This window comes from Deltaproteobacteria bacterium (assembly GCA_016709225.1).
In the GTDB taxonomy this organism is placed as follows: domain Bacteria; phylum Myxococcota_A; class Polyangia; order Nannocystales; family Nannocystaceae; genus Xiheibacterium; species Xiheibacterium phototrophicum.
Map to the genome: position 1 here is coordinate 131,025 of JADJEE010000001.1, position 21,131 is coordinate 152,155.

General features: G+C 71.9%; 19 protein-coding genes. 8 read left to right on the top strand and 11 right to left on the bottom strand.

Annotation, left to right across the window (positions count from 1 at the left end; all coding sequences use genetic code 11):
- Positions 1-114: 114 nt before the first annotated feature.
- Positions 115-1,032, bottom strand: a complete 918-nt coding sequence (locus IPH07_00565; GenBank protein MBK6915867.1) for an NAD-dependent epimerase/dehydratase family protein — start codon at positions 1,030-1,032, stop codon at positions 115-117.
- Complete coding sequence (locus IPH07_00570) at positions 1,029-1,877, bottom strand: acyltransferase family protein (protein MBK6915868.1); 849 nt, start codon at positions 1,875-1,877, stop codon at positions 1,029-1,031. The genes IPH07_00565 and IPH07_00570 overlap by 4 nt, the downstream gene beginning before the upstream one ends.
- A 143-nt stretch (positions 1,878-2,020) precedes the next feature.
- Here IPH07_00570 and IPH07_00575 point away from each other — a divergent pair, with 143 nt between their 5' ends.
- Positions 2,021-2,767: an SOS response-associated peptidase gene (locus tag IPH07_00575; GenBank protein MBK6915869.1), complete on the top strand. Its 747-nt coding sequence runs from the start codon at positions 2,021-2,023 to the stop codon at positions 2,765-2,767.
- Between the two features lie 7 nt (positions 2,768-2,774).
- Here the strand turns inward: IPH07_00575 and IPH07_00580 are convergent, their stop codons facing one another.
- The gene (locus IPH07_00580; protein MBK6915870.1) at positions 2,775-4,049 is read right to left on the bottom strand and encodes an ADP-ribosylglycohydrolase family protein; all 1,275 of its coding nucleotides are present in this window, start codon (positions 4,047-4,049) and stop codon (positions 2,775-2,777) included.
- Here IPH07_00580 and IPH07_00585 point away from each other — a divergent pair.
- Complete coding sequence (locus IPH07_00585; GenBank protein ID MBK6915871.1) at positions 4,016-4,429, top strand: hypothetical protein; 414 nt, start codon at positions 4,016-4,018, stop codon at positions 4,427-4,429. The genes IPH07_00580 and IPH07_00585 overlap by 34 nt on opposite strands.
- Positions 4,426-5,673, top strand: a complete 1,248-nt coding sequence (locus IPH07_00590; protein ID MBK6915872.1) for an MFS transporter — start codon at positions 4,426-4,428, stop codon at positions 5,671-5,673. Before IPH07_00585 ends, IPH07_00590 begins: the two co-directional genes overlap by 4 nt.
- Here IPH07_00590 and IPH07_00595 read toward each other — a convergent pair.
- Positions 5,636-6,592, bottom strand: coding sequence for an AraC family transcriptional regulator (locus IPH07_00595; protein ID MBK6915873.1), 957 nt, complete (start codon positions 6,590-6,592; stop codon positions 5,636-5,638). The genes IPH07_00590 and IPH07_00595 overlap by 38 nt on opposite strands.
- Before the next feature lie 134 nt (positions 6,593-6,726).
- Between IPH07_00595 and IPH07_00600 the strand changes: the two genes are divergently transcribed.
- Positions 6,727-7,845, top strand: a complete 1,119-nt coding sequence (locus IPH07_00600; GenBank protein MBK6915874.1) for a hypothetical protein — start codon at positions 6,727-6,729, stop codon at positions 7,843-7,845.
- 37 nt (positions 7,846-7,882) lie between these two features.
- The gene (locus IPH07_00605; GenBank protein ID MBK6915875.1) at positions 7,883-9,256 is read left to right on the top strand and encodes an amino acid permease; all 1,374 of its coding nucleotides are present in this window, start codon (positions 7,883-7,885) and stop codon (positions 9,254-9,256) included.
- Here IPH07_00605 and IPH07_00610 read toward each other — a convergent pair.
- The 6 genes from IPH07_00610 to IPH07_00635 form a co-directional block, all read right to left on the bottom strand.
- Positions 9,214-10,764, bottom strand: a complete 1,551-nt coding sequence (locus IPH07_00610; GenBank protein MBK6915876.1) for an AMP-binding protein — start codon at positions 10,762-10,764, stop codon at positions 9,214-9,216. The genes IPH07_00605 and IPH07_00610 overlap by 43 nt on opposite strands.
- A 90-nt stretch (positions 10,765-10,854) precedes the next feature.
- Entirely contained in the window at positions 10,855-11,895 is a 1,041-nt protein-coding gene (locus IPH07_00615) for an undecaprenyl-diphosphate phosphatase (GenBank protein ID MBK6915877.1), read from the bottom strand.
- 26 nt (positions 11,896-11,921) lie between these two features.
- Positions 11,922-13,721, bottom strand: a complete 1,800-nt coding sequence (gene hflX, locus IPH07_00620; protein MBK6915878.1) for a GTPase HflX — start codon at positions 13,719-13,721, stop codon at positions 11,922-11,924.
- Positions 13,718-15,655, bottom strand: coding sequence for a response regulator (locus tag IPH07_00625; GenBank protein MBK6915879.1), 1,938 nt, complete (start codon positions 15,653-15,655; stop codon positions 13,718-13,720). Before IPH07_00625 ends, hflX begins: the two co-directional genes overlap by 4 nt.
- Positions 15,656-15,802: 147 nt before the next feature.
- Positions 15,803-16,699 carry a zf-HC2 domain-containing protein gene (locus IPH07_00630; GenBank protein ID MBK6915880.1) on the bottom strand — a complete coding sequence of 299 codons (897 nt, stop codon included), beginning with the start codon at positions 16,697-16,699 and terminating at the stop codon, positions 15,803-15,805.
- Positions 16,696-17,343, bottom strand: coding sequence for a sigma-70 family RNA polymerase sigma factor (locus IPH07_00635; GenBank protein ID MBK6915881.1), 648 nt, complete (start codon positions 17,341-17,343; stop codon positions 16,696-16,698). Before IPH07_00635 ends, IPH07_00630 begins: the two co-directional genes overlap by 4 nt.
- A 227-nt stretch (positions 17,344-17,570) precedes the next feature.
- On the opposite strand from IPH07_00635, the gene IPH07_00640 reads away from it, so the two are divergent.
- Genes IPH07_00640 through IPH07_00650 form a run of 3 tightly spaced genes read left to right on the top strand, consistent with a single transcriptional unit; the run spans position 17,571 to position 20,158 of the window.
- Entirely contained in the window at positions 17,571-19,010 is a 1,440-nt protein-coding gene (locus tag IPH07_00640; GenBank protein ID MBK6915882.1) for an adenylosuccinate lyase, read from the top strand.
- 44 nt (positions 19,011-19,054) lie between these two features.
- Entirely contained in the window at positions 19,055-19,441 is a 387-nt protein-coding gene (locus tag IPH07_00645; protein MBK6915883.1) for a hypothetical protein, read from the top strand.
- Positions 19,442-19,474: 33 nt separating this feature from the next.
- Positions 19,475-20,158, top strand: a complete 684-nt coding sequence (locus IPH07_00650; GenBank protein ID MBK6915884.1) for a hypothetical protein — start codon at positions 19,475-19,477, stop codon at positions 20,156-20,158.
- A gap of 11 nt (positions 20,159-20,169) precedes the next feature.
- Here the strand turns inward: IPH07_00650 and IPH07_00655 are convergent, their stop codons facing one another.
- Positions 20,170-21,048: a TIGR01777 family protein gene (locus IPH07_00655; protein ID MBK6915885.1), complete on the bottom strand. Its 879-nt coding sequence runs from the start codon at positions 21,046-21,048 to the stop codon at positions 20,170-20,172.
- Positions 21,049-21,131 lie beyond the last annotated feature (83 nt).

The window sequence follows — 21,131 nt, forward strand, 5'->3', positions numbered from 1 at the left end:
CGGTGTCTGGTCCGGGCCCGATTCGGATGGCGTGCGACGCATACTCGAGGACCGCGACCGGGCCGCCGGCAGCGTAGCGCAACCCCGCGGGCGCCGCCCTCGCGTCGCCGCGCCTTAGCCGTGCGCGCGGCAGAACGCGGCCATGGTCGCGTCTTCGTCGAAGTGATGGGCGAAGCCGGTCGCCTTCCGGAACGCGGTGCCGTCGATCACGATCGGGTACTTCACGTGCTCGAGCGCACCGGGCGGGAGCTTGGGCAGCCCGAAGCGACCCAGCAGCGGGCGCAGCAGCGCCTGCGGCAGCGGCACCGCCTGCCGACCGGTCTCGCGAACGATCACCGACAGCGGCACGGGTGGCGGGCCCGCGACGTTGAAGACGCCGCGCAGCTTCGACTCGAGCGCGAGCACGATTGCATCGGCGGCGTCGTACTCGTGGACGAAGTGGAACAGTGGATCGAAGCCGAGGATGGTCGGCACCCGGGGCCCGCGCAGGAACGCCGCCAACGTGCCCTGCCGCAGCGGCCCGAGCCTGTAGCACAGTCGCAGCACCGAGGTGTCGATCGCCGGGTAGCGCCACAGCGCGCTGCCGGCGTAGAGATCCGACGCGACCAGATCCGAAAGCTCCGGGAAGGTGTGCACCGCCATCGGCGGCTCGCTCTCGGTGTGGTAGAGCGCCGAGTCGGGCCCCACGCCATAGTAGGTGTGGCGGCCGACGAACACCGCCTGGCGCACGCCCCACGTCGCGCAGTGATCGAACACCGCCTGGGTGCCGCCGAGGTTGATGCGGTAGCGATCGCGGCTGCGATGGGTGAGGTGGGTGACGGTGGCCATGTGGATCATGGCCTCGGGCCGCATGGTGCGGAACACGTCCTCTGCCGGGCGCTTGCGGATGTCCGTCTGCACCACCTGTACGCCCTCGGGCGGGTGGTACCAGGGTCGTACGTCGATGCCGACCACGCTGTGACCGCGGTCGACCAGGCGGCGGGTGACCTCGCGGCCGAGTGCGCCGGAGATGCCGGTGACGAGCACTCTCATGACAGATCCAGCTCCTGCTCGCGTCGCTTGCCATCGCGAAGCTCGCGACCCTGGCGGATGAGACCGGCGATGCGTTGTTTGATGCGCTCGACGTGCTTGGCGATGACGTCGTCGGTGTCGCCCGGGCTGCCCTCGAGCATGATGGGCTCGCCGTACAGCAGCTGCAACGTGACCGGCAGCGGCACCGCCACACCCCACGGCGTCACCGGCACGTAGGGCACGCCGAACAGCTTGCCGAGGCCGTACAGGTTGGTCACGGTGGGGATGGCCTCGCCGCCGCCGACGAACGCGAACGGCACGATGGGCGATCGAGTCTGCAGCGCCAGACGCACGAAGCCGGTGCCGAAGCCGACCAGCGAGTCGCGCTCGCGGTAGAGCTTCGCGGTGCCGCGGGCCCCCTCGGGGAACACCATCAGCAGGCGCTCGTCCTCGAGCAGTCGCACGGCGTGCTCGGGCAGGCCGGTGAGCTGGCCGATGCGGCTGGTGAACCATGCCAAGAACGGCATGTGTTGGATGAACTTCTCGGCCATGCCCTGGGCCAGTCGCGGGGGCTCGAGCGCGAAGAAGCTCGACGCGATCACCATCACCGCGTCGAGCGCCCAGCCGCCCGAGTGGTTGCCGACCAGCATCGCCCGTCCCCGTGCGGGCACGTTGTGCGCGCCGTACACCTTCACGTCGAAGTAGCGGTGGTAGAAGAACGACAGCAGCGTGAACAGCCGCGCCAGCTCGCGCTGGTCGATGCCGTAGGGATCGACGCCGTGTCGATTCCACGGCAGCTCGATGCGACGCACGCGACGCAGGACGTCGTCGTTGGTCGGCAGCGGGATCAGGCTGGCAGGAATCATCGGGGCGAGCTTTCCCGATGCCCACGCCTCCGATCAAGTGCGCTCGCCAACCGGTGCGTGCCTGCGCGGCCGGGGCTCGCAGTGCAGGCGGGGCGAAGGCGGCCGCGAGGGCGTGCGCGCGGCGATGCTATGCTCTGGCGCGGGTGCGGCCGCAGGCGCCGCCCCGCGCTTGGGGCAGCATGTGCGGCCGCTTCACCCTGACCACCGCCGACTACGAACACGTCGCGCAGGCGCTCGACGCCGACTTCGATCCCGAGGCGGCCGCGGCGTGGCGCCCACGGTTCAACGTCGCGCCGACCGATCGACACCCGGTGTTGGTGCGAGACGATGGCCGCCGCCGCCTCGCGCTGGCGACCTGGGGGCTGGTCGCACCCCGCGACGAGGGCTTGCCGCGGCCGCCGATCCACATCAACGCGCGGGCCGAGACCCTCGCGGGACGAGGGCTGTTCCGCGGGCCACTGCAGCGGCTGCGACTGGGCGTGGTCGCCGACGGCTTCTACGAGTGGACGGGACCCCGCCAGGCGCGGCAGCCGATTCGATTCCACCGCCGCGATGGTCGCCCGTTCGTGTTCGCGGCCGTGGCCACGCGCCCGCGCACCACCCAGGGCACGGTCGCGCTGCCGCGCTTCGCGATCGTCACCACCGCGCCGAACGCCCAGGTCGCGGCGGTGCACGACCGCATGCCGGTAATCCTCGACGACGACGACGTCGATGCCTGGCTGTCGCCGCAGCCCGATGACGCCGAGCCCGACGCGTGGCTGGCGGGCCTGACCGCGCTGCTGCACACGGCCCCGGATGACGCGCTCGTGGCCACGCCGGCGTCACCGCGGGTCAACGACGTGCGCAACGACGACCCGGCGTGTCTCGAGCCACCGTTGACGCTGTTCTGACCCTGCGCTACCGCGGCGGGTAACGAGCCTCGTCGAGCGGCGCACCCAGGTGGGCGGCCAGCAGATCATCGGCGACGCAGGTGATCTCCTCTGCCAGCTCGAGCTGATCGAGCCAGGGCCTGGGGATCGCGTCGACTCCCCACGCGGCGCCGAGGATGTTCCCCACCAGCGATCCGGTGCTGTCGCTGTCACCACCGTGGTTGACCGCGAGCAGGACACCGTCGCTGAAATCGCGGGCCGAGAGCGCGCAGTAGATCGCGATCGCCAGCGCCTCCTCGGCGATCCAGCCGCCACCGAGCGACTCGACGGTGTGGGGCCCCCGCGGGGCCCGGGCCGCGGCCAGCATCGCGGCATCGATCGCGGCTCCGACCTCGCCACCGAGCACGGCGCCGAGCTCGTCGCGCACACGCGCGACCGCCTGCGCGATGGGGGTGCCGCCGGTGACATAGGCGATGAGTGCCGCGAACGCGCCGCCGGCGAGGTAGCCCGCCGGATGACCGTGGGTGATCGCGCAGGCCTGGCAGCCGATCTCGAACGGGCGCTCGCCCAGCAGGCCCACCGGCGCCACCCGCATCACGCCGCCGCAGCCCTTGGAGTCGTTGATGGGGTACTGCACGCTGCCGGCCTGCGCGAGCGTCAGCGCCGACAGGCAGGTGTTCCCCGGCGCGCGCTGGCTGTGCAGCGCGGGAACACGGATGAGCCAGCCGTCGAGCGCGTCGTCGTAGTTGGGGCTCGCCGAGCGCTGGGCTTGCGTGTGCAACCACCGAAGGTATGCGCGGTGCAACGCCTCGACCGGATCGAGCGCGACCCCGCGGGCCCGGGCGGCGCGGCAGCGGATGAGGCCCTCGGCGGTGAAGAGCGTCATCTGGGTGTCGTCGGTGATGGCCCCGCGACGACCGTAGACCTCGGCGTAGTCCTGCGTCCCCGCGGCGCCGAAGCGCGACTGGATCTCCGGCAGCCGCATGAACTCCACCGCGGCCCCCAACGCATCGCCGACCGCCCCGCCGAGCAGGCAGCCGCGGAAGCGCGGGGTGAGATCCGGGTGCGTCACCTGGGCGACATCGTAGCAGGGGACGCACCCGGCCACCGCGGCGAACCGCCGTCGCCCGGCCCATGGTAGACATCGTGTCCATGTCGCATCCGCGTGTCGCCCGTCGGACCCCGGCCCGTCACTCCCTCGCGGGGCTGATCTCGACCGCCGCACTCGCGACGCTGGTCGGTTGGGGCTGCGCCGAGATGCGACAGAACATGCGCAACGAGTTCGTGTCGGTGCGCGGGGCATGGTTCTGCGCCAAGGCTGGCTGTGCGCCAGCGCAGATGCAGCGCTCGAGCAAGGCCCACCGCGAGGGCGACGTGACCGTCGCCCACGGCAAGATCGCCAACGGCGTCGCGGTGGTGTTCAACGCCGGCAAGCCACCCAAGAGCTTCAGCGCCCACGTCAGCGACTGCGCCGGGCATCAGGCCGAGGTGCCGGCCGACAAGGTGCTCGCCCCCGGTGGCCACGGCATCGCGGGACAGGCCGATTCGTACGCGGTCGTCATCACCCGCGCCGACTACCCCGCGCTCGAGCTCGGCGGTGCGTGCAAGCGCTGGACGGTGACCACCGACGCGACGTGGGACAAGGGCGCGTGGCAACAGAAGGCCGGCCTGCAGGACGGTTGAGCACGCCGGCGGGCGCGCGGTTCGATCGCCGCATCGCCTTGCTGACGCTGCTCTACTTCTGCCAGGGGCTGCCGGGCGGTTTCCTCGCGGTCGCGCTGCCGGTGATCCTGCTGCAGCAGGGCGTCGATCTCACGCGCGTGGGCTTCGTGTCGGCGCTGTCGTTGCCGTGGGCGCTCAAGCTGCTGTGGGCGCCGTGGGTCGATCGTCGCTACAGCCGCCGCATCGGCCGTCGGCGCAGCTGGATGCTGCCGGCGATGCTGGTGATGTTGCTGTGCACCGCCAGCATCGGCGTGCTCGATCCGAGCGAATCGCTGGTGCCGATCCTCGCGCTGTTCGGCCTGCTCAACCTCGCCGCCGCGACGCAGGACATCGCGGTCGACGGCTACGCGGTCTCGCTGCTGCGGGATCGCGAGCTCGCGACCGGCAACGCGGCGCAGGTCGGCGGCTTCAAGCTGGGCAACTTGGTCGGCGGCGGGGTCCTGCTGGCGGCCTCGGGGTGGCTGGGCTGGGGCGGCGTGTTCGCGATCATGTCCGGCTGCATCGCCGCCGCCTTCGTCGCGGTGGTGGTGCTGCGCGAGCCCAGCGACGACCGCGTCCCCAGCGGTGACACCTGGGCGCTGGTCCGCAGCAGCGTGCGGACGCTGCTGCGCCGCCCCGCGTTCGTGGCGTTCCTGGTGGCGGCGAAGTTCGGCGAGAGCACCGGCGGCGTGTTGGTCAAGCCGGCGATGGTGCAGCACGGGTTCACGCGCGAGCTCATCGGCACCCTCGACGGCGTGCTCGGCAGCATCGCGACCATCGCCGGCGCCGGGCTCGGTGGCGTGCTGGCGCGGCGGCTCGGTTGGGCGCGTTGCTTCGTGGCGGCGTCGTGCCTGCAAGGCGCTGCGCTGGTCGTGCTCGCGTACTACCAGGCCGGCGAGGTCACGCCGCTGGGCTTCGGGCTGCGAGCGGCGCTCGAGCACCTCGGCGGCGGCGCGGTCGCGGTCGCGGTCTTCATGCTGGCGATGTCGCGCTGCAGCCCCGAGGCCGGCGGGGTCGACTTCACCGCCGCGCAGGTGACCTACATGCTGGGCGCTGCGCTGGCGGGTCCGATCGCGTCGGCGCTCGCGGACGCGGTCGGGATCACGCCGGTGATGGCCGCGGGCGGCTTCCTGACCATCGCGATTGCGTGGCTCGGGTTCGTCGGCCGCGAACGGATCGCCGCGCCGCTCACAGCGGACCCAGGCGCCGATAGTCGCTCGGGGTGAGCCCCATCGCGCGCGCGAAGGCGCGGCTGAAGCTGGGATGATCGGCGAAGCCGATCGACACCGCGATGTCGACGATCGGGGTGTCGCTGGTGCGGAGCATGCGGGCGGCGTGGCACAGCCGAAGCGTGCGCAGGAACGCTCCCGGCGTCATGCCGACGACCTGGTCGAACTGCCGCACGAAGTGGAACTTCGACAGCTCCGCGATCTCGGCCAGCCGATCGAGGCTGACTTGATCCGCGGCCGCGCCGGGCGGCAGCTCGCGCATGTACTCGAGCGCGCGCGCGATCTTGCGGTGCGGCACCCGGCTGCTCGAGCGCTGCATCGGCGTGCGCAGGTTCGAGAACTCCTCGAACGCGTGCACGACCACGCGGGTGAGCGCAGCCTCGATCGCGAGAGGATCACCGGCGGTCGGCTCGCGCACCCGGGTGGGCGCGAGCTGGGGTGGCGCGAGTCGTCGCGGCACGTCGAGCTCGGGGTCGTCGACGGTGCCCTCGGCGGGGAACAACACCGCGGCGTCGTGGTGCTGGACCGCGGCCAGGAGACCGCACATCTCTTCGACCAGCGCGGGCTGGTTCGCGATGCGCACCACCGTGAACTCGGGCTGTCGAACCGGCGTGTCGAGCTGGGACGCGAGCCGCTGCACCCACGCCGCGTCGACGTACAGGCTGATGTACTCGATCTCTTCGCCCTCGGTGTTGCCGGTGTGCACCTGCAGCGGGTTGATGAGCGCGACGTCGCCGGCGCGGAACTCATGGAGCTTGCCGGCCACGTGGCACTGCTCGTCACCGCGCAGCTGCGCACAGATGAGGTACTCGTCGTGGAAGTGCGGCGCGAGTGGGACGCGGCTCGCGCTGCCGCACGCGTGATACAGCGAGAATCCCGGTCCGCCGTAGAACGCCGCGGTGAGTCGAGGCCGCATCGGCTCGCACTCTACACCAACGCGAGGCGTCGGCCATGCGGAGCGGCGTCGGTCGTGAGAAGCTCGCATGGCGCCGGTGGACCACCGGCTGGATCCCGGCGTGGGAACCCACGCGGGGCGCGATCGCACTGCCCATGACGCACCCACTCGAGCCGGTCTGTTTCGATCACGACGACGCTGCCGCGCGCGGGCGCGCGCACGGCGAGCTGTGGCGCGCCGAGATCCACGAGCTGGCCGAGATCCGCTGTGCGCTGATGCTGCACGACGCGGCAGCGGTCGGCGTTCGGCTCGACCGCGCCGGGCTCGAAGCCCTCGCCGGCACCCATCTGCCGCTGCTCGCCCGCGAGGAGCCCGAGGCCCACGCCGAGCTGCTCGGCATCGCGACCGGCTCCGATCTGTCGCCCGAGCGGATCGTGGTGCTCAACCACTACACCGATCTGCGCGACGTGCTGTTCTCGCCCGGCGCGCTCACGCGCGAGCCCGATGGCTGCACGGCGATCTATCTCCACGGGCGCGAGGGGCCCACGCTGGGACAGACCTGGGACATGCATGCCAGCGCGGCGCCGTATGTCCGCATGATGCGGATCGCGCCCCGTCACGGCGGCACCGAAGTGTTGTGCCTGACGCTGGTCGGCTGCCTCGCGCTCGCGGGCATCGGCCAGCACGGCGTCGCAGTCACGATCAACAACCTCTGCAGCACCGACGCCCGCGTGGGCCTGGTGTGGCCAGCGCTGGTGCGCTCGCTGCTCGCGTGCCCCGACGCGCCGACGGCGTACGCACGCCTGCGCCGCGCCCCGCTGGGCTCGGGCCACCACTACATGATCGCCGATGCGCGCGCCTTCTACGGCGTCGAGTGCAGCGGCGCACACAAGGTGCTCACCCAGAGCGGGCCCAAGGCCGCGCACCTGCACACCAACCACTGCTTCGATCCGGTGCTGCGCACGTGCGAGGCGGTGCCGCGCGTGACGACCACGTTCGCGCGGCTGAACATGGCCACGACCCTCTACGCCCAGCAGCGGCCGCGCGATCTCGAGGGCCTGTGGTCGCTGCTCGGCAGCCACGACGGCGAGCCGCGGAGCATCTGCACCCACGTCGAGGGTGACGATCCCTCGGCGTCGCGCACCTGTGCACGCATCGCGATGCTGCCTACGCAGGGACGCATGCGTGTGGCCCTCGGCTGCAGCCGCGAGGGCGAGCCGCTCGAGCTGCAGCTCGAGCGATTCATGCCCGACGACGCGCCGGTCGACGCCTGATCCGCGGTCTTGGCCGCGCTACACTGCCGGCGCAACCGTGGCTGTCCAGGACAACGAACCGGATCGATGGGGCGAGCGCCTCCCGCGGCGGCTGGGCCCGTGGAGCGCCGGCGCCGTCGTCATCGGCTCGACCATCGGCAGCGGCATCTTCCGCACGCCGGCGGTGATCGCCGAGCGGGTCGAGAGTCTCGCGATGTTCGCGTTGGTCTGGGTCGCGGGGGCCGTGATCGCGCTGTGCGGCGCGCTGACCTACGCGGAGCTGTCGAGCATGATGCCGCGGACGGGCGGCATCTACGTCTACCTGCGCGAGGCGTTCGGGCGACTGCCGGCGTTCCTGTTCGGCTGGGCCGAGCTGTTGGTGCTGCGACCTGCGGCCTACGGTGCGATCGCGATCACGTGTGCGGACTACACCTGGCGCTTGCTCGGTGCCGACGGCGAGGCCGCGGCGCTGCTCGGGCTCACGCGTACGCAGCTGACGGCCGCGGGCCTCATCCTGGTGGTCGGGGTCGCCAACATGCGCGGGGTCACGCTCGGCGCCGCGATTCAGAACGTCAGCACCGTGCTCAAGATCGCGGCGCTGCTGGCCCTGTGTGGGCTCGGGGCCCGCTACGCGTTCGACGTCGGGCCCGCAGTCGGCGGCACCACGCGCACGCTCGAGACGCCGACGGCCGCGTTCGGGCTCGCGATGGTGTCGGTGCTGTGGGCCTACGACGGCTGGAGCGACGTCGGCTTCGTGAGCGGTGAGGTCCGCGATCCCCAGCGAACGCTGCCGCGGGCGTTCTTGCTCGGCACACTGGCGGTCGCGGTGCTCTACCTCGCGGTGAACGTGGCGTACCTGGCCGTCATCCCGCTGGCCGAGATGCCGCGGCGGGAGCTGGTGGCGGCCGACGTCGCTGCGATCGCGATCGGGCAGGGTGGGGTCGCGTTCGTCTCGGCGGCGGTCGCGGTGAGCACCTTCGGCACCCTCAACGGGTCGCTCATGACCGGCCCGCGAGTGTTCTACGCCATGGCCGAGGATGGTTTGTTCTTCCGCGCGCTCGCCCACGTCGATCCGCGCCACGGCACGCCCAGTCGCGCGATCGGGATGTCGGTGGTGCTCGGCATCGTGTTCGTGTCGATCCGCGGCTTCGCGGAGCTGGCCGATCAGTTCGTGATCGGCATCTGGCCGTTCTACGCAGCCGGTGTGCTCGCGGTGTTCGTGCTGCGGCGGCGCGAGCCCACACGCGAACGGCCGTACCGCACCTGGGGCTATCCGTGGGTGCCGGGGGTGTTCCTGCTGGCGACGCTCTACCTGCTGGGCTCGTATCTCGTGACCCAGCCGCTGATGTTCCTGGCGTCGTTCGGGGTGATCGGGCTGGGCGTGCCGGTCTATCGGGTCTGGATCGCGCGCAGGTCGACGTCGTCGGGGTAGTCGCGCTCGACGCGGCGCCGCAGCGCGCTCTTCTCGAGCTTGCCCATGCCGTTGCGCGGCAGCTCGTCGAGCAGCAGCCACTGTCGCGGGCACTTGTAGTCAGCCAGGTGTGCCCGCGCGAACGCGGTCAGCACGGTGTGGAGCTCCGCCAGGGCGGGGCAGCCCGGCGCCGGCACGATCGCGGCCGTCACGTGCTCGCCCCACGTCGCGTCGGCGACCGCAAAGACGGCAATGTCCGCGACCCAGGCGTGCTCGCGCAGCACGTCCTCGACCTCGCGGGCCGAGAGCTTGAAGCCGCCACTCTTGATGATGTCGGTGCTGCTGCGCCCGACGATGCGCACGTGCCCGCACGCATCGATGGTCACCACGTCGCCGGTGCGAAACCACGGCCCGTCGAAGGCCGCCGCGGTGGCCACGTCGTCGCGCCAGTAGCCCTGCATCAGCGAGCTCCCACGCACCTGCAGCTCGCCCATGCGGCCGTCGACGGCGTCCAGTGGTCGTCCGTCGTCGTCGACGACGCGGATCTCCACGCCCTGCACCGGGCACCCGACGGTGCCGACCCGTCGCGGTCCTTGGTAGGGATTCGACAGCGTGATCAGCGTCTCGGTCATGCCGTAGCGCTCGAGGATCGCGTGGCCGGTCGCGGCCTCGAAGCGGTGGAACACATCCGGGGTGAGTGCGGCGCTGCCGGCCGTGAACAGGCGCGCGCGTGCCAGCACGGCCGCGTCGTCCGGCTCGCGCGCGAGGTGGGCCAACAGCTGCACGTACATCGTCGGCACCCCCATGAACACGCTCGCGCCGTGGTCGGCGACGTCGCGCACCACCTGCGCGGGGTCGAAGCGCGGGTGCAGGCGCACGGCCACGCCGTGGAGCATCGCGGCGAAGATGCCGATCGCCAGGCCGTGCACGTGGAAGAGCGGCAGCGCCAGCGAGAGCACGTCGTCGGGACCGAAGTGCCACGCGCGGCCGAGCGCCGCCATGTTGCCGATCAGCGCCCGCCACGGCAGCGCGACCCCCTTGCTGCGGCCGGTCGTGCCCGAGGTGTAGATGAGCAGCGCAATCGCCTCGTCCTCCAGCGCGACCGGCTCGAGCGGGGCCGCGTCGACGTGCGCGAGCGCGTCGAGCCCCACACGGCGTCGCTCGGGGCCGATCGAGACCAGGCGTTCATCCTGCGTCGACGCCAGCACCAGCAGACGCGGGTCACTGTCGGACACGACGTGTACCAGCTCGCCCTCGGTGTGGCGCGGGGACATCGGCACCGCGATCGCGCCGAGCGCCTGCGCCGCGAGCACGGCGACCACGAACTCGACGCTGGGCGGCCCTAGCAACGCCACGCGATCACCCGGCACGACCCCGAGCGAGCGCAGCATCGACGCGGCGCCGCCGATGCGGGTCACCAGCGCGGCTGCATCGAGGCTTTGCCGGGCATCCTCGAGCGCGCGCGACCGTGGTCGCGCCAGCGCGGCGAACCAGCGCGCGCGCGCCGGGCCCATGATCGTCGTCGTCATCGGCACGCGTCCCCCGGCGCGCACACAGCTCCACACCGCGTCCCCACGGCGGCCGAGCACGGGGGCATCGCGACGCCGGATCCCACGTGGCTAGCCCAGCGTGACCGCGAGGCCACCGAGGATCGCGAGATAGACCACGAAGCCCATGACCTGACCGCGCTTCACGAGCAGCAGCAGCGCGCGCAGTGCCAGCAGCCCGACCACCAGCGATGCCGCGAACCCGGCGGCGGCCGGCCCGGCCCCGAGCGAGCCCTGGGCGCCGTGGCGCACCAGATCGAGCCCCTCCTTCGCGACCGCACCGCCGACGGCGATGACGCTGATGAGGAAGGAGAAGCGCGCCGCGGCAACGCGATCGATGCCCAGCAGCAGCGCCGAGGAGATCGTCGTGCCGCTGCGCGAGACCCCCGGGAGGATCGCGGTCACCTGCGCCAGCCCGATGAGCAGGGCCTGCAGCGCCGACGGCATGCGTCCGGGGTGCGGCGGCGGGTGGCGTCGCTCGTGGCGAAAGCCCAGCCACAGCGCGGCGCCGGTGATCCAGAGGAACACGCCGATCCACGGGATGCTGGACTCGAACGCGATCACGGCGTCCTCCACGCCCGGCAGCAGGACCAGCCCCAGCGGAGCGCTGGCGACGATCATGCCCACCAACAATTGGCGCTCGTCGTCGCTTGGCCGCGCCCGCAGCAACGCCTGGGTGAGCTGCCACAGATCGGCGCGGTAGGTCCAGATCACCGCCAGCAGCGTGCCGGCGTGCACGATGATCGTGAACTGGTGCCCGCCGCCGCCGGCGTCGATGTGCAGCAGCCGCTGTCCCAGCGCGAGGTGTCCGTCGGAGCTGATCGGCAGGAATTCGGTGATGCCCTGCAGCACCCCCAGCGCGATCGCCCACGGCACCGACAGCGCCTGGCCGGGCGCGGCATCGGCCGCCCACGCCAGGGCGCTGCACGCGAACACGCAGATCGCGGCCGCGAGCAGCGGTGCGATACCATGGCGTCGGTGGGCTACCTGCTGCTGACCGCGGGGATCGTCGCGACGCTGCAGGGGGCTGCCTGGCTGGGCCGTGGGCGGCGTGCGCTCGGGGTCGTCGTCGCGATCGGCGGCGTCGTCGGGTTGATTTCGGGTGTGGTCCACGTGCGTGTGCCCGGCTTCTTCGACGGCTAGCCCTCACCGACGCGGTGGCGTGGCAGCTCCTGGGTCGACTCGTGATCGAACTCGAACTCGCCGGCGACCTCCGAGTAGTCGCGGTCGCGTCGATCCACACGGCCGCGCGCCCACAGCGTGTCCTCGATCGCATGCATCAGCGGCCGGGTGCTGCGGCGCTCGAGCGCGCTCACGAGGAAGCTGCGGACGACGTCGAGGTCGCGCCGTTCGGCATGGCGTTGCAGCGCCGCCAGTGAGGTGGGGTCGAGCGTGTCGACCTTGTTGAACACCATCAGCCGCGGGACCTTGGCGGCACCGAGGTCGTGGAGGATGTGCTCGACGCTCGCGATCTGCTGCTCCTGGTCGGTGTCGCCGGCGTCCACCACGTGCAGCAGCAGATCCGCGTCGGCGAGCTCCTCGAGGGTTGCGGAGAACGCCTGCAGCAGCGCCGGCGGCAGATCGCGGATGAAACCCACGGTGTCGAGCAGCACGATCTCGTGATCGTGCGGGAAGCGAACGCGCCGCACCGTCGGATCGAGCGTCGCGAACAGCTTGTCCTCGGCGTCGACGCTGCTGTTGGTGACGGCGTTCAGCAGCGTGCTCTTGCCGGCGTTGGTGTACCCGACGATGGCGACGACCGGTACCGCGGTGCGTCGACGCTCTGCGCGCTGCTGCTCGCGGCGCTTGCGGAGCGTCGAGAGCCGCCGCTCGAGATCGACGATGCGGTCCTTCGCGCGGCGACGATCGACCTCGAGCTTGGTCTCGCCCGGGCCGCGCCCGCCGATGCCGCCGGCCAGGCGCGACATCATCGTGCCCTTGCCGACCATCTTCGGCAGGTTGTAGCGCAGCTGCGCCAGCTCGACCTGCAGCTTGCCGTCGGAGCTCTTGGCGTGGCGCGCGAAGATGTCGAGGATCAACATCGTGCGGTCGATGACCTTGAGGTCGGTCTCGTCGGCGATGGTGCGGGCCTGCGACGCGGTGAGCTCGGGGTCGCAAACCAGCACCTCGACGTCCTGCTCGAGCGCTCGCACCAGCACCTCGCGCAGCTTGCCCTGGCCGAAGAACGTCCGCGGGTCGGGGTGGGGTCGACGCTGCTCGACCAGCTCGACGAGCGCGAGCGAGTCCGTGCGGCACAGCTCGCGCAGCTCGGCCTTGCGCGCGGCGACGTTGGGGCCGCCGTCGTGGACGAGCAGCGCCATCGCGCGCGTGCCCTGCTGCAGCGCGCGTGCGCGGGCCGTGGCCGCCACCAACTCGGCCTCGAGGTTGCGCACGAAGCCGTCGAACGGCAGCGGTAGATCCGGCGGCGCCTCGATGTCCTCGTCGTCGCGGACGAGCGCCGACAGGGTCGTGCGCGGCCACGTGCGGGTGATGAAGGCCTCGCTGGCCTCGTCGGGCGCGGGGGCCAGGCACGCCAGGTCGGCCTGCAGGCCCGCCGGGCCACGGTGGATCGCGACCAGCAGGTCGAGCCGCAGCTTGGTGAGATCGGCGAGCTCCTCGCGCGCGAGTGGCTCGGGCACCAGGTGCGCGAGCACCAGTCGCACGCCGCGCAGGCGCCCCGCCACGCCGCGCACGCGGGCGAACTCCGGCAACTGCACGCTGTGCGCGTTGCCGAGGATGACCCGCGAGATGCGGCCACGTCGATCGATGAACAGGCCGATGCGACGGTTGAGCTCGACCGCGAGGTCGACGAGCTCGCGCGCCAGCGCGCCGCTGACGACGCGGTCGGCTGGCACGTTGCGCTCGGCCAGGCGCTGCAGCGCCTTGACCTGGCTGGCCTTCAGGTTCGCGGTGTCGCCGAAGATCTCGTGGACGCTCACTGCGGCGCACGCTCATCGAGCACGCGCATCGCTACCGCGAGCGCCTGCTCGGCACGTCGGACGGCGTCGCGCCGCGCCGACAGATCGGCCTCGGTGCCGCGCAGCGAGCTGCGCGTCCGCTCGAGGTCGGCGACCGCGTCGCGCAGGCTCTGGCTCTCGCGTTCCAGCGCCGCGGCGAACTCGTCGCGCTCCTCGGTGAGCCGTGCTGCGGTGGCGGCGGCCTCGTCGCGGGTCTCCGCGAGCAGCTTGCTCGCGCGCTCACGCTCGGCGCGGGCGGTCTCCTCGGCCTCGGTCAGCTGCACGCGCAGCTTCTCGGTCTCGCTGCGGGCAGCCGCCAGCGCGTCTTCGCCCTCGCTGCGGATCTTCTCGACCTCGGTGCGTCGCTGACTCTCGGCGAACTCGAGCTCGGCCTGCTGCTCCTCGGCCTGGGCCCGCAGTGCCGCCGCCTTCTCGGTTTCGGCCTGCTCGCGGGCCTCGGCGAGCGCCGCGGCGCGCTCCTCCTCGCCCTCGCGCTTGATGCGTTCGATGTCGCGACGCAGGCTCGCGGCCTCGTCCTCGAGCGTCGACACGGCCGTGCTCAGCTCGCTGCTGCGGGCGCGGGCCTGGTCGAGCGCGGCGCTGAGCTCCGCCAGCTGCGATCGCGAGGTCGCGAGTTCTCGATCGAGCCCCTCCACCTTGCCGCGCGACTCGGTGAGATCGTGCTCGCTGGCGTGCACGCGGGCCTGCAGGCCGGCGATCTCCGCCTGCAGCTTCTGCTCGGCTGCGGCCGCGGTGGCGGCGGCACCGGCGAGTTCGTCCTCGGCGTCCTTGATCTTCTTCTGCGCGTGCTCGAGCCGTGCCTTGAGGCCCTCTTCGCGCTTGAGGATCGTGTTCTTGTCGCGGGTGGCCGCATCGGCGCGCTCGCGAGCGGTGATGACCTGTTCCTCGGAGCCGATCAGCTTCTCCTCGATGTCGCCGATCTGCGCCTGGAGCTCGCGGTTCTTGTGCTTGAGGTCGAGCGCAGCGCGGTCGCGGCTCTCGAGCTCTTCCTTGAGCGCGAGGATCTCGCGGTTCTTGGCGTTGAGCTGGGCTTTGAGCTGGATGACCTCGCGCTGGGCTCGGAACTCGCCGGGCGCAGTCGCACCCTCGCCCTCGTCGCCGCTGACCTCGGGCTCCGACGCGACGGGCTCGGGCGTCGCGGCCCGCTGGGGTTCGGGCGCGGTCGCCCGCACGGGCTCGGGCTCGGGCGCCTCGGCCGGCGTCGGCTCGGGCGCTGCCTCCGGCTCCGCATCGGCGTCGACGATGGCGGCGCCGGTGATCGACGATGCCGCCTCGAAGGGCTCCTCGGTCAGGCCCTCGTCGAGCGTGAGGGCGTCGAACGCCGCGTCGGTCTCGACCCCGAGCGCGACCTCCTCCACCGGCGCAGGCCCGGCCGGGACCGGCGCATGCGGCCCGGTCTCGTGGGACATCGCCGCGAACTCGGCGTCGAACTCGTGCATCGCCAGGGCATCGGCTGCCTTGGTCGACGGCTCCTCGGTGTCGTCGATGTCGACGTCCAGGGCGGCGTCGCCGTCGTCACCGGCCGGTAGCTCGATGAGGGTCCGCACGACCTCCAGCAGCTGGCCGTTGGCGAACGGCAGCTTGAGGTACTCGTCGGCGTGGGTCTTGAGGTTGCGGTGCTGGTTGAAGACGTCGTCCGAGACCCCCGACGCGTACATCACCAGCGGGACGTACTTCGTCTCGTCGTTGCGGCGCAGCTTGTTGCAGACCGAGAACCCCGAGACGTTGGGGAGCTCCACGCGCAGGAAGATGATGTCGGGCGTCGAGGTCCGCGCCAGCGTCATCGCGTCGGATGCGTCCTGCGTGGTGGTGAACTCGAACCCGTGGGGCCGCAGCACGACCTCGATGGCACGAGCTGCATCGGGATCCGCGTCGATGATCAGCGCCGAAAACACGGCGCCCAGAGTAGCGGTTCGCCTGGGGTCCGACCAGGGCCGAACGCGCGTGCAGGCCCGCGAGATCGCGGGGCTCTCGCCCTCCTCGTCCGCTCGCGGGCCGCGGCCCGGTCGTGCCGGCACGGACCCGTCGCCCGCGCGGACCCGCTACGGCCGCGGTTGCTCGGTGACCTTCTGTTCGGCGAGCTCGAGCAGGACTGCGATGTCGCCGTGGCGTGGACCGCCCTCGAGCACGAGCCGGTGCGCCACGCCGCCGTAGTCGAAGCGAAGCGCCGGTTCACCCCCGACGGTGTGGTCGACCAGGAAGCGGTGGCCGCGGAACTCGACCGGGAGGCCTTGCATCGGGGCGACCCCGCGCGGGGCCTGGTGGTCGATCACGTGCTGACCGGTGGGCAGGCCCTCGCGCAGCACCTGGTAGCGCAGCCGCGCGCCGGCGGCACTGTGATCGCCCGGCTCGAGGTCGGCGCGGACCAGCTGCAGCTCACCGCGAGGGACCGCGTGCATGGGTGGCAACGACTCGCCGGGTCGAGCTGCGGGGGCGACGGCCACGGTCTGCGGCTGCGGCGGGTCGGCGGCCTGCGGCGCAGTGCCCAGCGCAGCGCCGAGCCCCTGCGCGGGCATCCGCTCGACCGGCACGAAGCCCTCGCGGGCGACGAAGAACAGGCCGACGGCGACGGCGCTCGCCGGTACCATCACCATTGCGCCGCGGGCCATGTCTGCCACCGCGCCGCCCAGGCGCGCCCACATCGAGGGCCCGCGTACGGGCGCGGGGCGGGTGACCGGGAGCGCGGGTTGTTCGGCGTCGATCGCATCGAGGGCGGCGCCGATCCGCGCGCGCAGGGCCTTGGGCGCCGCGTCGCGATCGACCGCCCGCAGCGTGGCGCGCACCCACTGTTGCTCGGCCACGGCCGAACGACAGGGGCGGCAGTCCTCGAGGTGGCACGCGACCCGCTCCTGCTCGGCGACCGCGAGCTCGCCGTCCACGTAGGGCTGGAGCAGCGCGGCGGTGTCGGAGCACTCCGAGCGGATGTCCTGCAAGCTCATGCCTGTCCTCGCATACGATAGTCTTCGATATGGACGGTGTTGCCGCGCGTCTGTTCGTCGCGGTGGTTGCGATCGCCGGGATTTGCGAACCCCAGCTCGACCGCGTGGTCGTGCAGCAGCTTGTGCAGCAGCTTGCGACCGCGGAAGATGCGGCTCATCACGGTGCCGATCGGGCAGTCCATGATCTCGGCGATCTCCTTGTAGGCGAGGCCTTCGAGATCGGCGAGGATCACGGCCATTCGGTAGTCCTCGGGCACCGACTCCAGAGCCGTCATGATGCGCTCGCGGGTGATGCGAGCGCCGAGCGCGAGCTCGGGGTTGGGCATCGAGGTCGTCGGGTGGCCGACCGCCGCCTCGACGCCGATCGCCGGCAGCTGCGCCTCGAGGTCGTGGGTCGCGGCGCGGTTGCGGTTCGCGCGGTGGTAGCGGTTGATGAAGGTGTTGCGCAGGATCGTGAAGAGCCACGCGCGCACCGAGGTGCCACTCTTGAAGGTGTGCCAGAAGCGGTAGGCGCGGACGTACGCGTCCTGGACCAGGTCTTCGGCCTCGGCGGCATTGCGGGTCAGTCGCAGTGCCGCCCCGTACAGGGCATCCAACTGGGGAAGCGCGGTGGCTTCGAACTCCTGGCGGGCAGTGATTTCCATCGGGCCAGCCGGCGACCAGCGCCACCGTGACAATATTTCCGACCCCGGGCATCCCTGCCCGGGCACCCGGCGTCAACTCCGGGGAATCCGTCGACATTTCCCCGCCCATGCCAGTTCCTGGAGCCGTGATGGGCGGGTTTTCGAGCCCTTCACGAGCCCGCCGCCGCGCGGGCCGCCCCCCGAAGCGCGCCGCCCGGACCGCCAACTTCGGTAGGTTCGGGCCGAACATGGTCGTGCCCGCCCCGCAGCATCGAAGCCCCCTGGCCACGCGCTACGCGACCCGAGCGATGGTCGCAAACTTCGACGACCACCGCCGCGCGGTACTCTGGCGCGATCTGTGGATCGCTCTGGCCGACGCCGAACGTGCGCTCGGCCTGCCGATCGCACAGGCGCAGATCGACGCGATGCGTCAGCACCGCGACCATGTCGATCTCGAGCGCGTCGCCGAGCACGAGGCGCGCCTGCGTCACGACGTGATGGCCCACGTGCACCACTTCGGCGAGCTGGTCGGCCCCGGCGCGGAGAAGATCATCCACCTCGGCGCGACCAGCTGCTACGTGACCGACAACGCCGAACTGATCATGATGCGCGACGGTCTCGAGCTGCTGATGGACCGGGTGTTCGCGGCGCTCGAAGGTCTGCGCGACTTCGCGGTCGCGCATCGCGACCTCGCGACCCTCGCCTATACCCACTTCCAGCCCGCCCAGCTCACGACCGTGGGCAAGCGCGCCGTGCTGTGGGCGCAGGACCTCGCGCTCGACCTCGAGTCGCTGGCGGCGCTGCGCGAGCGGCTGCCGATGCGCGGGGTCAAAGGGACGACCGGCACGCAGGCCTCGTTCCTGGCGTTGTTCGAGGGCGACCATGGCAAGGTCCGCGAGCTCGATCGCCGCGTCGCGGAGGCGATGGGCTTCGCCCACACGATTGCCGCGACGGGACAGACCTACACCCGCAAGATCGACACGTGGGTGGTGAACGTGCTCGCCGACGTGAGCGCGTCGGCGGCGAAGTTCGCCGCCGATCTGCGCCTGCTGGCCCACGAGCGCGAGCTCGAGGAACCGTTCGAGCGCGATCAGATCGGCTCGAGCGCGATGGCGTACAAGCGCAATCCGATGCGCTGCGAGCGGATCTGCAGCCTCGCGCGCTTCGTGCAGTCCTTGGCCAGCAGTCCGCCGCAGACCCACGCCAACCAGTGGCTCGAGCGGACCCTCGACGACAGTGCGAACCGACGGCTGGTGATCACCGAGGCGTTCCTCGCCACCGACGCGATCTTGAACTTGGTGGTGGACGTCGTGACCGGGCTGGTCGTGAACCCCGGGGTCATCGCCGCGAACATGCGCGACGAGCTGCCGTTCATGGCGACGGAGAACGTGATCATGGCCGGGACCAAGGCGGGTTGCAGTCGCCAGGAGCTGCACGAGCGCGTGCGTCGGCACGCCCACGCCGCTGCCACGCGCATGAAAGCCGAGGGTTGCGCCAACGATCTGCTGGAGCGGATGCGCGGTGACGACCTGCTCGGTCCCCACGTGCCGTCCTCGCCGATCGACCCCGCTGCGTACGTCGGGCGGGCGCCGCAGCAGGTCGACGAGTTCGTGCGCGAGGTGATGTCGCCGCTGCTCGCGGCCCACGCCGCGCGACGGGGTCGCTTCGCCGCCCGCGTCGCGGTGTGAGGGCCCCGCGCCGGGAGCCCACCGCGGGACGATCGGCGAGGCAGGTGCGCGCCCGCCCACGCGGTCGCTTCAAGGCTCGCGCGCGCACCGTCGATGGCCCGAACGTGGTGGCCTGCATGGGATCGAGGATGGCGTCGGTGACGGTCGGCGTGGTGCTGGTCGGGGGCTGCTTCCCGGCGCCCAAGTCCGACACCGCGCTCGCCGGTTCTGGCACCAGTGGCATCGATCTCGGCGGCAGTGACGAGTCCCCGTTCGGCAGCGAGAGCGGTGGGTCGACCGGCGGCGCGCAGGGCAGCAGCGGCGGCGGTGACACCACCGGCACCGCGACGACGGCCGCGCTCGACGGCACCGGCAGCAGTGGCGGTGGCGACACCGGCGGTGGATGGGACACCGATGGCGGCGAGCTACCGCCGGGCTTCCCCGGCGTGTAGCCGTTCGGCGACGACGTCCGCGAGCTCGATCTCGTGGGGGTGTGGACCCTGCCGTGGCAGCCCGTCGGCGTGCCGAGCGTGACGCTGACGATCGACGCGGCGGGTGACTTCACGTGGAGCGAGTACGACGCCGCGTGCGTGCGCGAGGGCGGCGGCGACGGCTTCCTCTGGGTGAGCAGCGGTCAGTTGGTGCTGCACTTCGACGCCTGGGATCAGCCGCTGCCGTGGGACACCGAGGCAGCGTTGGGCGTGGCCGTCGAAGCGCCGTTCCGCACGCGGCTGGGGTACACGCCGATGGGTGGCTACCTCGGGTTGGCGGCGCCCGAGCGCATGACCGCGATCGCGCCGTGGAGCGGCCGTGCGTATGTGCGGCTCGACGGCGGCTCGGGCGGCGCGGGTGCGTGGGCTGCCGAGAGCGAGCTGTGGGCAATCCCCGACGGCGAGTCGTCGCCGACGTTGCTGGTCCGCGACCGCTACGACGCGACGTTGTCCGGTAGCGCGCCAGCGTCACTCTCGCTCACCCGTACGTGGTGGTGGCCGGCGACCGTCGCCGAGGCTCCGGTGACACAGTTCGGGCCGTGGAGCGACGACACGCCCGGCAACACCGCGGGCGCCGCGACCGTGCTGTCGATCCTGCACGCGTATGATCCAACGGGATTGTTCACGTTCACCGCCGATCGCAGCTTCAAGCTGGCAGCCGCGTCGCCCTGCGGCTGACCGCCGAAGGCTCAGCGCTGGGGCGCGCACACGTCGGCAAGCGCGGCCTGCAGGCTCGCGAAGCGCGGCTTGAAGCCGGCCGCGAGCAGGCGATCGGGCTGCACGCGCTGACTGGCCAGCAGCAGCTCGCGACCCATGTCGCCCAGCGCGAGCTCCAGCATGAATGCGGGTGCGGGCAGCCACGCGGGCCGATGCAGGGTCTGTGCGAGCGCGGTCGTGAAGTCGCGGTTGCGTACGGCGTCGGGGGCGACGAGGTTGTACGCGCCATGCATGCTCGCGTCGTCGAGCGCGCGCACGTACGCCGACGCGGCGTCGTCGAGGTGGATCCACGACATCCACTGCTTGCCGTCGCCCAAGCGTCCGCCCAGGCCGCTGCGGAAGAGCGGACGCATGCGTTCGAGCGCGCCGCCGTGGGCCGCGAGCACGATGCCGAGTCGCAGCGACACCACGCGTGTGCCGTGGGCGGTGGCCGCGGCGGCCTCGTGCTCCCACGCGCTCGCGACCTCGGCGAGGAAGCCTGTCCCCGGCGCGGCGTCGTCGGAGAGCACCTCGTCGCCGCGGTCGCCGAAGATGCCCACCGCCGAGGCGCACACGAGCACGCGCGGCGATGGATCGGCGGCCGCGATGGCGGCGACCACGTGGCGCGTGCCGAGCACGCGGCTGTCGCGGATCGCGGTGCGTCGCGCCTCGGTCCAGCGACCGGCAATCGACTCGCCGGCGAGGTGCACGACCGCGTCGCAGCCCGCCAGCGCCTGCGGATCGTCGAATCCGCGCAGGGGGTCCCAACCGTGGCCGTGGCGGATCGGTACCACCGCGTCGCCGCGCCCGTGCAGCTTGGCCACGATCGCCTGTCCGACCAGACCACTCGAACCGGTGATGGCGACGCGCACGGCTCGAGCTTGCGCGACAACCCCCGAATCGACAAGTCGCCGCCGACCTGCGCGGCGCCGCGACGTCGGTGGCTTCGGGGCGC